Origin of the sequence: Methanobrevibacter sp. DSM 116169 (genome assembly GCF_046197865.1) — an archaeon.
Lineage (GTDB): Archaea > Methanobacteriota > Methanobacteria > Methanobacteriales > Methanobacteriaceae > JAHKLT01.
In genome coordinates, this window is sequence record NZ_CP166990.1 from 1,393,213 (window position 1) to 1,407,079 (window position 13,867).

Annotated in this window: 14 protein-coding genes; 2 read left to right on the plus strand and 12 right to left on the minus strand. The window is 26.2% G+C overall.

From position 1 onward, the window contains the following. Positions 1 to 15: 15 nt before the first annotated feature. The 5 genes from mch to ACA134_RS06730 form a co-directional block, all read right to left on the minus strand. Positions 16 to 981 carry a methenyltetrahydromethanopterin cyclohydrolase gene (mch, locus tag ACA134_RS06710; protein WP_409199651.1) on the minus strand — a complete coding sequence of 322 codons (966 nt, stop codon included), beginning with the start codon at positions 979 to 981 and terminating at the stop codon, positions 16 to 18. A 123-nt stretch (positions 982 to 1,104) separates the two neighbouring features. Then, positions 1,105 to 1,494 (minus strand): hypothetical protein, encoded by a 390-nt coding sequence (locus ACA134_RS06715; RefSeq protein WP_409199652.1) that lies wholly within the window; start codon positions 1,492 to 1,494, stop codon positions 1,105 to 1,107. Further along, positions 1,487 to 2,008, minus strand: a complete 522-nt coding sequence (locus ACA134_RS06720) for a Panacea domain-containing protein (protein WP_409199653.1) — start codon at positions 2,006 to 2,008, stop codon at positions 1,487 to 1,489. The genes ACA134_RS06715 and ACA134_RS06720 overlap by 8 nt, the downstream gene beginning before the upstream one ends. A 214-nt stretch (positions 2,009 to 2,222) precedes the next feature. Continuing rightward, positions 2,223 to 3,842: a thermosome subunit alpha gene (gene thsA / locus ACA134_RS06725; RefSeq protein ID WP_409199654.1), complete on the minus strand. Its 1,620-nt coding sequence runs from the start codon at positions 3,840 to 3,842 to the stop codon at positions 2,223 to 2,225. 193 nt (positions 3,843 to 4,035) lie between these two features. Then, positions 4,036 to 4,263: a hypothetical protein gene (locus ACA134_RS06730; protein WP_409199655.1), complete on the minus strand. Its 228-nt coding sequence runs from the start codon at positions 4,261 to 4,263 to the stop codon at positions 4,036 to 4,038. 161 nt (positions 4,264 to 4,424) lie between these two features. Between ACA134_RS06730 and ACA134_RS06735 the strand changes: the two genes are divergently transcribed. Beyond that, positions 4,425 to 6,911, plus strand: a complete 2,487-nt coding sequence (locus ACA134_RS06735; RefSeq protein ID WP_409199656.1) for a hypothetical protein — start codon at positions 4,425 to 4,427, stop codon at positions 6,909 to 6,911. 48 nt (positions 6,912 to 6,959) lie between these two features. After that, positions 6,960 to 7,559: a cyclase family protein gene (locus ACA134_RS06740; protein ID WP_409201084.1), complete on the plus strand. Its 600-nt coding sequence runs from the start codon at positions 6,960 to 6,962 to the stop codon at positions 7,557 to 7,559. Positions 7,560 to 7,561: 2 nt separating this feature from the next. On the opposite strand, the gene ACA134_RS06745 is transcribed toward ACA134_RS06740, so the two are convergent. From ACA134_RS06745 to ACA134_RS06775, 7 genes are all read right to left on the minus strand, one after another. Then, complete coding sequence (locus ACA134_RS06745) at positions 7,562 to 7,936, minus strand: DUF2283 domain-containing protein (protein ID WP_409199657.1); 375 nt, start codon at positions 7,934 to 7,936, stop codon at positions 7,562 to 7,564. After that, entirely contained in the window at positions 7,926 to 8,285 is a 360-nt protein-coding gene (locus ACA134_RS06750) for a hypothetical protein (RefSeq protein ID WP_409199658.1), read from the minus strand. Before ACA134_RS06750 ends, ACA134_RS06745 begins: the two co-directional genes overlap by 11 nt. A gap of 221 nt (positions 8,286 to 8,506) precedes the next feature. Continuing rightward, entirely contained in the window at positions 8,507 to 9,238 is a 732-nt protein-coding gene (locus tag ACA134_RS06755; RefSeq protein ID WP_409199659.1) for a glycosyl transferase, read from the minus strand. A 230-nt stretch (positions 9,239 to 9,468) separates the two neighbouring features. Further along, complete coding sequence (asd, locus tag ACA134_RS06760) at positions 9,469 to 10,518, minus strand: aspartate-semialdehyde dehydrogenase (protein ID WP_409199660.1); 1,050 nt, start codon at positions 10,516 to 10,518, stop codon at positions 9,469 to 9,471. Positions 10,519 to 10,522: 4 nt separating this feature from the next. After that, complete coding sequence (gene dapB, locus ACA134_RS06765; protein ID WP_409199661.1) at positions 10,523 to 11,344, minus strand: 4-hydroxy-tetrahydrodipicolinate reductase; 822 nt, start codon at positions 11,342 to 11,344, stop codon at positions 10,523 to 10,525. Between the two features lie 12 nt (positions 11,345 to 11,356). After that, positions 11,357 to 12,250, minus strand: coding sequence for a 4-hydroxy-tetrahydrodipicolinate synthase (gene dapA / locus ACA134_RS06770; RefSeq protein WP_409199662.1), 894 nt, complete (start codon positions 12,248 to 12,250; stop codon positions 11,357 to 11,359). Continuing rightward, positions 12,247 to 13,467, minus strand: a complete 1,221-nt coding sequence (locus tag ACA134_RS06775; RefSeq protein WP_409199663.1) for an aspartate kinase — start codon at positions 13,465 to 13,467, stop codon at positions 12,247 to 12,249. The genes dapA and ACA134_RS06775 overlap by 4 nt, the downstream gene beginning before the upstream one ends. Positions 13,468 to 13,867: the final 400 nt, after the last annotated feature.

The window sequence follows — 13,867 nt, forward strand, 5'->3', positions numbered from 1 at the left end:
AAAGTAATAAGAAGTTTATTGAACTTCAAAAGATTTTTTAAGTAAGTCAACATTAATGTAACCAGTGTTAAATACTTCACCAGTTCTTAAATCATTAATAATAACTTCTGCAGGTGCAAACATTCCTTTATCGATTTTATAGAAATCAAATTCTGCTTCTTTAAATACTTCAAAGAATGGTTTTCCATATCCATCTGCTGCAGATGAAGGTAATTTAGCAGCTAATCCTGCAATATCGTCCCCTTCTTCAGATTCTATATAATAATAAACTCTTCCACCAAAGAGTACTGCATCATTAGTTTTACCCATAGCTTTTAATCCATCTGGATCAATTGGAGCTATTGGAGCTATTGCTGCTGCAAGTTTTACTTTAGTTACATCAAAATGAAGTGCTTCTAACATTTTATAAGTACCATTTTCAGCACATCTACCAGAAATTTGAATAGAACCAACTAAAGAAGAAGTAGGTGCAACAAGTAAGTATACATTTTTAACATCAACTTTACATTCATCAGCAATGTATTGAGCTACTTCATCAGTAGGTAATACATCTGATTCTAAAGTGAGAATAGCTATATCAGCATCATCTTTATAATTAATTTCTTCATAAGTTTCTGCAGGTTTTAAAGATAAAGCTCTTGCAGGACCAGACCCTAATGCAAAGAAATCTCCAACAGACACTGACCAACCAGCTTTTTGAGAACCTAATGTTGAAATAGCTGGAAAACTTGTTTTAGTTTTAACAGCAGGCAATGCGAAAGTTTCAGATAAATCTCCAGGAATAGAAATACCTACTTCTGAGAGTCCACCAAGACAAACCTTAGTATATAATTCTCCTGCTTTAAAACTTCCATAAACATTTACACCACAGTCTAAAACTGTAGCTCCATTATTTAATTTTTCTACACGAATATCGATTTCATCAGCTTTTTCTATCATTACATCTACAGTTTTTTTAGCTTCTAAATTGACACTAACCATTATTTAGTCTCCTATATTTAAAATAAATTTACAAATAACATTAAGTAAACTATTATAAAATTAGTATATATTTAGAAATATTTAAAAGTTTATAAAATATCTTAATAGAAAAATTGTTTAAAATTAAAATAAATTATTTATTCTATTTAAATCTGGCATTTCTTTTTTATTTTTATGGAATATTTCAACAAACCAAATTTTTCTCTCTGCTTCATCAAAAATAAAAACTATTCTAAAACCTGAATCTGCTCCTTTTTTAATTTTTTTACAACGAAAACGTTTAATTATAAAACAAGGAAAAATAACTTTAATATTAAGACCTGAAATAGGAAAATATCCTCTTTCAACAGTAAATCTAGAATTATTATCTTTAAAATTCTGATTCATTGTCATTTTAAGTCTTTCTAAATCATCTATTAAGGATGGACATTTATTTCGGTTAATAAAAAAATCATGTTCTTCTTTAAATTTAGGTAAAAGACTGAATTCTAATTCAAAAGAATCATCATTCATCATACTCCCTCACAGAGTATTCATCATCCCTATAAAATACAAATTCATAATCTATTTCTTCTTCATTATTTGTAACCTTCCAAGGCATATCTCCATGAGAATAATTACTTATTTCAGTAGCATTCTTATCAGACAATTTATTAATAATATCATTAATAACATTTATTTCAGATGAATTTAGATTATTAGTGTTTGGTTCTTTTAATGAGTTATAAAAATATTTAGTATAATCTATAGCTTTGCCAGAATGTTCTTCAATCTTATTTTCATCAACTAAATCATTTCTTATTTCCTTAAAATGCTGTGGAATAGGCCCATTTTTTTTACGAATATATGTTTCACCTGTTAAAGATGTTTCATATAATTCATAGAAATTAAAGTCAGAAAAATATAATAATTTATATAAAACTGTCCTACCTACATTATGTTTACACCCACATTTACTAATAATAAAATGTAAAACAGCTTTTAATTTTTCTTTATTCAACTTTATTTCCTCATTCATATCATTCATCTCCACTTAATAGAATTTCAGTCATAGTTATATATTTATTATGTAACAATTAGTTAATAAAACCTTCTATAATGAATAAAAATGAAATTATTCAAAAAAATATTAGAACAAAAACACAAATGTGCATTCTCAAAAATTAAAAAAGTACTAAAATATATGAAAAATTGTTTAAAAAAAGAAAAAGAAAAAAAGATAAATTAATTATCTTTTAAGATTACATCATTGGAGGCATTCCGCCCATTGCAGAAGGATCCATTCCACCCATATCAGGTTCACCACGACCGCTGGATGCGATTACATCATCGATTCTTAAAATCATTTCAGCAGCTTCACTAGCAGATTGAATAGCTTGTTTTTTGACACGTTTTGGTTCAATTACACCAGCTTCTTTCATATCCATTACAGTTCCATCAAATACATTGAGGCCCATAACTGAGGATTTTTCATGTGCAGCTCTTAAATCTACTAAAGAATCAATACTATCTAAACCAGCATTTTCAGCTAAAGTTTTAGGAACAACTTCTAAACTTTCTGCAAATGCATTTACAGCTAATTGTTCTCTTCCACTAATGGATTCAGCATAATCTTTGAGTTTTTTAGCCATAGCTATTTCTGGAGCTCCTCCACCAGCAACGACTTTACCATCTTCAATAGTTGCAGCAATTACACCAATAGCATCATCAATAGCTCTTTCGATTTCATCTACAACATGTTTGGTACTTCCTCTTAAGAATAAGGTAACAGCTTTTGCAGCTTTACATTCTTCTACGAAGATCATTTCTTCACCAGAAATCTTTTTCTCTTCTACAATACCTGCTTCACCTAAATCTTCAGGAGTTAAATCATCAAAATTAGAAATAACAGTAGCACCAGTAGCTTTAGATAATTTTTCAATATCTGATTTTTTAACTCTTCTTACAGCTAAAATTCCTGCTTTAGCTAAGAAGTGTTGTGCCAAATCATCAATACCTTTTTGTGCAAATAATACATTAGCACCAGAATCAACGATTTTATTGATCATATCTTTAACCATGTTTTCTTCTTGTTCAATGAAAGCTTGCATTTGAGCAGGATCAGTGATTCTGATTTCTGCATCAACTTCAGTTTCTTTTACTTCAAGAGGAGCATTTAATAAAGCTATTTTAGCGTTTTCTATTTTACCAGGCATACCTGCGTGTACTCTTTCTTTGTCTACAATAACACCTTCGACTAATTTTGAGTCTTCGACAACAGTACCTTCTTTTTTCTCGATTTTGATTTGTTCGCTATCAACAACACCGTCTTCTTCAACTTGTTTAACAGCGTCAACAACTAAATTAGCTAATGGTTCACGAGCTTTTTCAGTTCCTTTACCAGTCATTGCAGTCATAGCTACATTGATTAACATTTCTCTTGAGACATCATCAATAGAAATTTCATTTAAAATTTCTTGAGCTTTTTCTGCTGCTTTTCTGTAACCCATAGCTATGATAGTAGGATGAATATCAGAATCTAATAATGATTCGGATTTTTTAAGTAATTCACCAGCAATAATAACTGCAGTTGTAGTTCCGTCTCCAACTTCGTCTTCTTGGGTTTTAGCTACTTCAACTAACATTTTAGCTGCAGGATGTTCAATATCCATTTCTTTTAAAATAGTAACTCCATCGTTTGTTACAACAATATCTCCAAGACCATCTACTAACATTTTGTCCATTCCTTTTGGACCTAAAGTTGTTCTTACTGTTTCTGCAAGTACTTTACCAGCTAATATATTAGTTCTTTGAGCATCTCTGCCAAGAATTCTATTAGTACCTTCTGGTAAAACAAAAATTGGTTGTCCACCTTGTGCCATAATAATCACCTTATATTTTTTTAAATAAATAATTAAATTTTATAAGAATATTACAAATTAATACCATTAAAACAAACATTTACAAATTTTTAAAAATTAAAAATAACATTTAAATTAATGTAATATTCTAATATAAACTGGGTTTGATGTTATATAAATACTTTGTGGTTAAACTTGAAAAATAGCTATTTTATTATTTTTCATACTTCTTATTTATCTCATTAAAAGCATTTAATAGCTCATATTTCAAAGAATCATCAGATAATTTATTAATTAAATCATGAATTTTACCATCTTTAGCATAAGCCATTCTTGATTGTTTATATTGATATAAATTATAAATAACCTGAGTTTTTTCTTTTAATTTCTCATATTCAGCTAATTCATCAAGAATTTGATTATATAAAATTTCATCTGACATATCTACCTAACCCAGTCTTATAGTATATTATGTAATTGATAGTTATTAATTTTTATTATGAATTTTTTAATAATTTTAATAATAAAATATAATTATTATAAATATTAAAAAAGTAATTATATTTTTCAAAATATGTTTTATAAGATAGGAAGTTGATATAAGTGAAAATAACAAAAATAATATTATTTGTTTTAATATTAATTTTTTCAATGGGTTTTATATCTGCAGAAAACATTGATGATTCATCATTTGATGAACAAATAAATGTTTTAAGTAATGTTGTTGATTTTAGCTCACTAGAAAAAGAAATATATGATAATGGTAATGATGATTTTGAATTAGATTTAGAAGGAAAAAAAGTATCATATAACTTTACTAATGATGTTTATTTAAAAAATGGAATAGTGATTAATAAAACAGTTACTATTAAAAATGGAATAATTGATGCAAACAATAATCCTGTTAGAATATTTAATGTAACTAATACTGGAACACTATTACTTGAAAATATTACACTACAAAATACAAAATTATTATATACATATTATGGAGGAGTAATACATAATACTGGAAACGTTACAATAAAAGATTCTACTTTAAATAATAATGCTGCAGATTATGGAGCAGTAATATATAATAATGGAACTAAATTTACAATAATCAACTCTACATTTACATCTAATCATGCAATAAATGCTGGTATTATTTATAATATAGCAAATGATCTTATAATTATTAATTCAACATTTAATAACAATAGAGCACATGTTGGAGGAGCTATTTATACTGCTGGGCAAAATGTAATTATATCTAATTCTCTGTTTATAAACAATAAAGCTACAGAATATGGAGGAGCTATTTATACTAATAATCGTTACAGTGATTTAAATATTATAAATTCAATTTTTTATAATAATCTTGCAAATACTAATGGAGATACTGTATATGCTCATTATGGTAGTTTGAATTTATCTGGTAATTTTTGGTCAAGTAATAATCCAGATTTTACTCAAATAATATCTAAAGAAGGAAATATAATATTAAATAATTACATTACAATAAATTTAATTATAGATAATGAAAATTATACTTCTTATGTTGGAGAACTTTTAAATTATCATGTGCATATTGGTTTAAATGATAATAGTGCTCTGAATATAAATTTATTACATGAATTATTAGTTAATATTAATAATGAACAATTTATAGCTCAAGATAATATTGAAAAAAACTCAAGAAACATTACAACATATAACTATGGTAATTACTCTATCAAATTATATTATTTTGATAAATTGATAGATAATGTTAATTATAATGTTAAAGCTCATAATGACATAACTACTATTATTCTTAAAAATTCTACAAGTACTTTATTAGAAGAAAGTAAAATCATTGCTAATGTAGGTGGCCTAATTAATGATGAAGGCATTGTTTTAAATTTATATATTAATAATAAATACTATGGAAATAATAAAACCGATAAAGATGGCAATTTTATATTTTATATTCCTCCTTTAACATATGATCCAGGTAATTATTTAATACAATTAAGATTTAATGGTACAAATAGCTATAATGAGAAAAATTCAAATAATGCGAATTTAGAAATATTTGAGAAAAATGTTAAATTAATTTCTGATAATATTACAATGATTTATAGAAATGGTACTCGTTATGAGGCTATTTTAACAGATTATTTAAATAATCCGATTGAAGGAGAAATTATATTCATTACAGTTAATGGTGTAACTTACAATAGAACTACAGATAAAAATGGTTCAGTGACTTTAGCTATTAATTTAGCTCCTAATACATATAATATTACTACATTTTATTTAGGATCTGATAAATTAGATAATATTAGTATAACTACATCTTTATTCATTAATCCTACAATTATCGTAAGTAATCTTGAAAAATTCTATCTTAATGGATCTCAATATGAAGCAAAATTAATTGATAAAAATGGTAAAATCCTATCTAATAAAAATATTACATTTAATATTAATGGAGTATTTTATACAAGAACAACTAATGAATATGGAATAGCTACATTGAATATTAATTTGGCTCCTAATACTTATATAATAACTGCAGAATATGATGATTTAAAAGTAAGTAGTATCATACTTGTTAAACCAACATTAATTGCAAATAATCTTACAAAAATCTTTGGAACTCCAGATACATATGATATAAAAGTATTAGATAGTAAAGGTCAACTATTAAAAGGAGTAAATGTAACAATAAACATAAATGGAGTATTTTATACAAGAACAACTAATGAATATGGAATAGCTACATTAAATATTAATTTAGCTCCTAATACTTATATAATAACTGCAGAATATGATGATTTAAAAGTAAGTAGTATCATACTTGTTAAACCAACATTAATTGCAAATAATCTTACAAAAATCTTTGGAACTCCAGATACATATGATATAAAAGTATTAGATAGTAAAGGTCAACTATTAAAAGGAGTAAATGTAACAATAAACATAAATGGAGTATTTTATAATAGAACTACTAATTCTGAAGGTATTGCAAAATTAAATATTAATTTAGCTCCAAATTCATATATAGCTACTGCAACTTATAATGGACATAGCACAAGTAATGTAATAACAGTAAAAGGAATTTAATATTCCATTTTTTCTTTTTTAAATATACAAGGTGATATTATTAGATATATAGATTTAACACAAAAACTTGATAATAATCTAAATGTTTTCCCAGGTGATCCTGAATTTAAAATAGCTAATTTTAAATTACCAGATAATGATAAATCATACATTAATAATATTTCTGGAGGATTACATAGTGGAACACATATTGATGCACCATTACATTATATTAAAAATGGAAAAATGGTTTCTGCTTTAAAATTAGATAATTTAATTGGTAAATCATCAATTTTAGAATGTTCTTCTAATGAAAAAGAAATTCATATTGAAAAAGTAAAAAATCCACTAGAAAAAATAGTTATAATAAAGACATCTTGGTGTGATAATTTTAATAGTGATGAGTATTTTACCAATAATCCTTACTTGTCTTATGAATTTACTGAAAGTTTACTTGAAAAAAATATTCAAGGAATTGCTATAGATACACCATCTGTTGATAAATATGGAAAAAGTGAAATTCATGAACTTTTACTAGAAAATAATATATGGATTGTTGAAAATTTAACAAATACTGAAAAACTAGTAAAAAAAGAATATAATAGCTATTTTATTCCAATGAAAATAGCTAGTGAAGCATCATTTATAAGAGCTTTTGTTGAAAAATAAAATTAAACAGTAGCTAATTCTGTTTCCATAACTGGAGCATTAATATCATTTGTAGTAGACTTATCTAATGATTTTAATAATTTTTTATTATTCATTGAAACATCCACAGATAGATTAAGGCAGATTAATTTTTCAAAAACAGCAATTTTAATAGAAATATTTTTAATATTATTAAAATAGTCATTTGAAACATTAAATACTTTTGATGCATTTAAAATTTCTAATGCACACACCATACCATCTATATCAAAATCTAAAATTATATTACTTTCTAATTCAATAGATTCATCATAATTATAATTTTTTACTTTATTAATAAATAAAGCATCAGTATCAACATCATAACGATATTCTATATTATAATTTTTATCTTTCATAAGTTCTCACCCTTTTTTCTATAGGAGATAAATAACTTGTAATTAATTTAATGTCTTTATTATCATTTATTGATATAACAATACATACATCTTTTGATTTTTTAATAGGATGCTTATAAAAAATTTTAAAAGTATTGTAATTACTTTTCAATATCCCCACGTTTTCCTCGTTACTAAATAAAAGTTCATATATTAAATTAATATCATTGAATCTTTTATTAATAGAATCTACAATATGTTTGGTATTCCTAACCGTATTTTCTTCAATTAAATTTGGGTTCAAATCATTGATTATCTCAACAACTTCAAAAATAGAATAATTTTTGATAATAATACACCTACCTATCATTACAACTTAATTAAAACATATTTGAATAGTATATGAAATTGCCAATGATATTATTTTTAAATATATTAAGATAGATAAGTTATAAAAAATTAACTGTTTAATCATATAAAAATTTATATCAAAGTAAAAAATTAAAATGGAATAGACAAATTGAATTCAATGCAAATAGAGAATAATTAGAATGCTATTAAAAAATTAGGAATAAATTAAAAATAAAATAATTAGTCTCTATGGAGACTTTTTGATTTTTTAGAATTACTTTCTAAATCATTGAAAAATTCATTAACTTCTTCAAGTCTTTTAATTTTATCATCTTTTTTAAATAATTCTTGTTTAAGTTTAAAATATTTATCTTTAGGAATAGAGCTTTCTTTTAAAAGATTAATTTCATTATCTTTTTTATAGATTTCTTCTTTGGTTTTATCAAGTTCATCTTTAATAGAAATCATGCTTTTTTTACCATCGAGAGTTGTTTCTAACTTGATAATATCAATATTTTTCTCATCTAATTCTTTATTTAAAGATTTAATCTCAACATCTTTTTCAGCTATTATAGTTTTTGCATGGTCAAGTTTTTCATTAATATCAATTAATTCTTTCTTTTTAAAATCTTTTAATTGATCTGCAAAATACTCTTTAATTTCATCTAAAGAATTAGTAATATAATTTAACTCAAAAATCTTATTATCTTGAGTTTTAATGATTTCATCTTTTTCTTGAAGTAAATCATTATATGAAGCAAATTCACTTTCAGCCTTAGATTTAATCATATCAATTTCTTTTTGTTTATTATTGATTTCATCTTCAAAATTTTTAATAACAGAGTTTTCATTAATTCTTTCATTTTGAAATTCTAAATCTGTAACTTCAATTTTAGTTTTATCTAATTCTAATAAACATGCTTTAAATAAAGATTGTAAAGTTTCTTTTTCAGTGTCTGTTCCAAGCCCCATAATATCCCGATAATAAATTTTTAAAATATATTAATCCAATGTGAATATGAATTAATAAAAAACCATACACTTTTAAAACCTTAAAGATATAGTCTATGATGCATAATATAAGTTAAATTATGATATTAATACTATTTAAATATAGTCATGTCAATTAATAAAAAAAATAAACAATAGAAACTTAGAAATTCAAAAAAAGAAGAAAAAATTATAATAAAAAATAAATAAAATCAAAGGATTTTATTATTAATGAGCTCAGCATTTAAAATTGAAGCTCCTGCTGCTCCTCTAATAGTATTATGGCCTACAAGAACATATTTTAAACTATTTTCAAATACTGCATCTTTTCTCATTCTTCCAACAGTAACAGACATTCCATTATTAGCATTTCTATCCATTCTAGGTTGTGGTCTATCTTCCATCTCAGTTACAATTACTGGATTTTCTGGTGCAGAATGTAAATTTAGCTCTTGAGGAAGTCCTTTAAATGAAGACATTTTATCTGATACCTCACTTATTTCAAAATCATCTTCAAATTCTATGAAAACTGCTTCAGTATGTCCATCAACAACAGGTACTCTGTGACATGATGCAGATACATTGAAATTACATGGTGTAACATTACCATTTTCCTGAGAACCTAAAAGATATAATGTTTCACTTTCCATTTTCTCTTCTTCCCCACCAATATATGGAACAAGATTATCTATAATTGCCATTGAAGGAACACCATCATATCCTGCTCCAGAAATAGCTTGCATAGTTGAAACATGTACTTTTTTAATATTAAAATTATCTTGTATAGGTTTTAAAGTTAAAGTTAAAGCTATTGTTGAACAATTTGGATTAGTAACTATAAATCCATCCCAATTATTATTTTTTTGTTGTTCTTCAATCATAGCTAAAAAATCAGGATTCACCTCAGGAATAATCAAAGGAATATCTTTTTCCATTCTTAAAGCACTTGCATTAGATGCAACTACATGATTTTTTGCAAAAGCTTTTTCTTTTTTAGCTGCAAATTCTGATGGTAAAGATGAAAAGAAAATTTCTGTATCAGAAGATACTTCATTTGGATCTGAATCAGTTACAATAATATCTTTAACAGACTCTGGCATAGGTTCATCTAAATACCAAGTTGTAGCATCTTCATATCTTTTACCTGCTGATCGACTAGATGCACAAAGACTTGTAAGATTAAAATCAGGATGTTTATCAAGTAAACTTATAAACCTTTGACCTACCATTCCAGTAGCACCAAGAATACCAACATCTACCATAAAATCACCTTAAACCTAATACATCATTCATATCATTTATTTTACCTGGTTCAGCATTTGGAATAAATCTTAAAGCTCTCATAACACCAGCTATAAATACTTCTCTAGTATGAGCCCTATGGTTTATTTCTAATCTTTCACCATCTCCAATAAACATTACTGAATGATCTCCTACAATGTCGCCTCCACGAATAGCATGTAAACCAATTTCATTTTTGGTTCTCTCACCTACTAAACCTTCACGACCATAAACTCCAACTTCCTCAGGATTTCTACCTAATTCTTCACAAATAACTTCAAATGCAGTCATAGCTGTTCCAGAAGGAGCATCTTTTTTCTTATTATGATGTGCTTCAATAATTTCAATATCAAAATCATCTAATATTTTAGAAACATCTTTTAAAATTTTGAAAAATACATTTACCCCAATAGCCATATTAGAAGAAATTACAGCTTTAACATTATTTTTTTCAATATTTTCTGTGTTTTGTTTAACTTGTTCTTCTGTGAAACCTGTAGTTCCAACAACTAAATTTACTCCTAATTTAGATGCAGTTTCAATAGCACCAACTGCTGCAGGAGCTATTGTAAAATCAACTAATACATCAGCATTAGATTCTTTTAATGCTTCTTCCATTTTATTAGAAGGCATTATTTTAATACCTATTGGACCAATTCCAATCTTTTCACCAATATCTTGACCTTCTAAAGGACTATTTGGCATTTCAATAGCTGCTACTACTTCAATATCTTCTTGTTCTTGGATTTTTTTTATAATTCCAGAGCCCATTCTTCCAGCAGCTCCAGAAATCGCTACTTTAATCATATTATAACCTATTTAAATAAGTTCAGCTTCTTTTAAAGCTTTTTTAAGTATTTCAAGGTTTTCTTCTTTCATTGGTGCAAGAGGTTGTCTTACATGACCTGCAGCTAATCCCATTAAATTCAAAGCTTCTTTTGCAGGTACAGGATTACTTTCAATAAATAAAGCTTTTATCAAATCATACATTTGATAGTGAACTTCTCTTGCTTTATCATAATCTTCATTTAAGAAACAATTAACCATTAAAGCCATTCTTTTAGAATCAACATTAGCTGAAGCACTGATAACTCCCTGAGCTCCAAGCATCATCATAGGTAATGTTAAACCATCATCACCAGATAATATTATAAGTTCATCTTCCAAATTAGCTTCTTGAAGTAATCTAAAAGTTGTAGTGACTTTACTAATATCTCCAGTAGCTTCTTTTAAAGCTTTAACATTATCTAATTTAGCTATTTCAACAATTGACTCTGGTGAAATATCAATTCCCGTACGTGAAGGAACATTATATGCAATAAGTGGAATATCAGATTCATTGTTTATTGATTCAAAATGTTTAACCAACCCATGTTGTTGTGGTTTATTATAATATGGAGTAATTACTAAAGCTGCATCAGCACCAGCATTTTCTGAAAAATTAACTAAATCAATAGCTTCTTTTGTAGAATTACTTCCTGCTCCTGCTAAAGTAGTTACTCTACCATCAACTTCATCTATTAAAGTTTCAATTAAAAATTTATGTTCATCATGGCTCATTGTAGCTGATTCACCAGTTGTACCAACTGCAAGTAATCCATCAACACCATTTTCAATTAAATAATTTACATTATTTCTAAAACCTTCTTCATCTATTTCATTATTAGATTTAAAAGGAGTTACCATTGCAACATATGTACCTTGAAAATTCATTTTAAAACCTCTTTAATTAATTCAAAAGCTTTTTCTCCATCTTGCCATTCAACAAATAAAACAATAGCAGTTTGAGAAGAAGATATCTCAACAATATTAATATCATTCTCTTTAAGTGGATCAGTTATGCGAGAAATTATCCCTGGAGTATTAATAAAGTCAGGGTCCACCACAGTTAACATGGAAATATCTTTTCCAAGTGATAGTGAACTTAAAGTATTATTTTTCACAACTAAGTTGTGTAATAAATGATAAGCATCATTAGCATCTTTTTTATTTAAGAAAATTGTAATGGAATTTTGACCTGCAGAAATGCCAAATATGTTTATTTCATTATCTGCTAAAGTAGAAGTCAAAATTGATAAAAGACCTTGTTTTTTAAGCATATTTTCCCCTACAAGAGCTAAAACTTTTATAGGTTCTGGATATATAGTAGCTGATTTCATTATATCATCACCAAAAGGCCCTACAATAGCTGTTCCACTACTTTCCAAATTTCCCTTTTCATATGAGATAATCTTTGCATTAATTAATGGATCTTTGTATTTTAATGAATGAGGATGTAAAACTTGTGCTCCATGAGTAGCTAAATCTCTCATCTCTTCAACAGATATTTTATCTAATTTTAAAGCACTTTCAATCTTATTAGGATCAGTTGACATTACACCATCAACATCAGTTACAATTATTACCTCATCTGCATCTAAACAATGACCAAGTAAAAAAGCAGTAATATCACTACCGCCTCTTCCTAAGGTAGTAATTTCTCCATTTTTACCTTTTCCTACAAATCCACAAATAACAGGGATAATTCCTTGATTTACTAAATCTGTAATATTCTTACTTGCTTCTTGAGTTAAATCAAAGTCAATTCCTGCATTTAATGAATTAGAATCAGTAATTATTGGCCAGTTTTCATCATAAGGATCAATAAATTCAGACTTTACTCCTAATGATTCAATAGCTCCTGAAAAGATGCGGGAGCTAGTTAATTCACCCATAGATAAAATTTCTGCATTTTGTTTATCAGTAATAGCTTCACCAATAGCTTCATCCATAATCTTTATCAAATCATCAGTTGCTTTATTTATAGCTGATACAACTACAACAACTTTATTTCCTTTCATGTATTCATTTACAACAGATTGGGCTGCTTTTCTGATTCTCGAACCATTTCCTATTGAAGTTCCACCAAATTTAGCCACTATTAATTCCATTAACATTCACAACCTAATAAAATTATATCATTATTAAAAAGTGCTAAGATTATTCTTTATAAAAAAATAATGATATTCTATATATAATATAATTTAAAGTAATTCTAATTAATATACTTTAATGAAAAAAAGTTTTAAAAAATAGTTAAATAATTTTAGAAAAGAAAGAAATTATTCTGAGAGTGTCCAGTAATTAAGTTTTTTTAGGAAATTTTGAAAATAGTGGTTGTACATTAGTGTAATGGGAGTTAATTATTAATAGATAGTTTTTTTAGCTTTAAATTCCATATTTTGTTGATTTTAGTTGTTTTATTTGATATTGGTAGTTATTTTTTTTGAAGGATAAAAGTAATTTTTTATTTTCTTTTATGTGTTTTTTGTGTTGTTTTTATTTTTGATT

Bases quoted from the DNA above. Each gene is read 5' to 3' on its own strand.
- ACA134_RS06715 (WP_409199652.1), bottom strand. From the start codon at position 1,494: ATGAATGATGATTCTTTTGAATTAGAATTCAGTCTTTTACCTAAATTT.
- dapB (WP_409199661.1), bottom strand. From the start codon at position 11,344: ATGATTAAAGTAGCGATTTCTGGAGCTGCTGGAAGAATGGGCTCTGGA.
- mch (WP_409199651.1), bottom strand. From the start codon at position 981: ATGGTTAGTGTCAATTTAGAAGCTAAAAAAACTGTAGATGTAATGATA.
- ACA134_RS06745 (WP_409199657.1), bottom strand. From the start codon at position 7,936: ATGAAAGATAAAAATTATAATATAGAATATCGTTATGATGTTGATACT.
- ACA134_RS06720 (WP_409199653.1), bottom strand. From the start codon at position 2,008: ATGAATGATATGAATGAGGAAATAAAGTTGAATAAAGAAAAATTAAAA.
- thsA (WP_409199654.1), bottom strand. From the start codon at position 3,842: ATGGCACAAGGTGGACAACCAATTTTTGTTTTACCAGAAGGTACTAAT.
- ACA134_RS06775 (WP_409199663.1), bottom strand. From the start codon at position 13,467: ATGGAATTAATAGTGGCTAAATTTGGTGGAACTTCAATAGGAAATGGT.
- ACA134_RS06730 (WP_409199655.1), bottom strand. From the start codon at position 4,263: ATGTCAGATGAAATTTTATATAATCAAATTCTTGATGAATTAGCTGAA.
- ACA134_RS06750 (WP_409199658.1), bottom strand. From the start codon at position 8,285: ATGATAGGTAGGTGTATTATTATCAAAAATTATTCTATTTTTGAAGTT.
- ACA134_RS06755 (WP_409199659.1), bottom strand. From the start codon at position 9,238: ATGGGGCTTGGAACAGACACTGAAAAAGAAACTTTACAATCTTTATTT.
- asd (WP_409199660.1), bottom strand. From the start codon at position 10,518: ATGGTAGATGTTGGTATTCTTGGTGCTACTGGAATGGTAGGTCAAAGG.
- dapA (WP_409199662.1), bottom strand. From the start codon at position 12,250: ATGAATTTTCAAGGTACATATGTTGCAATGGTAACTCCTTTTAAATCT.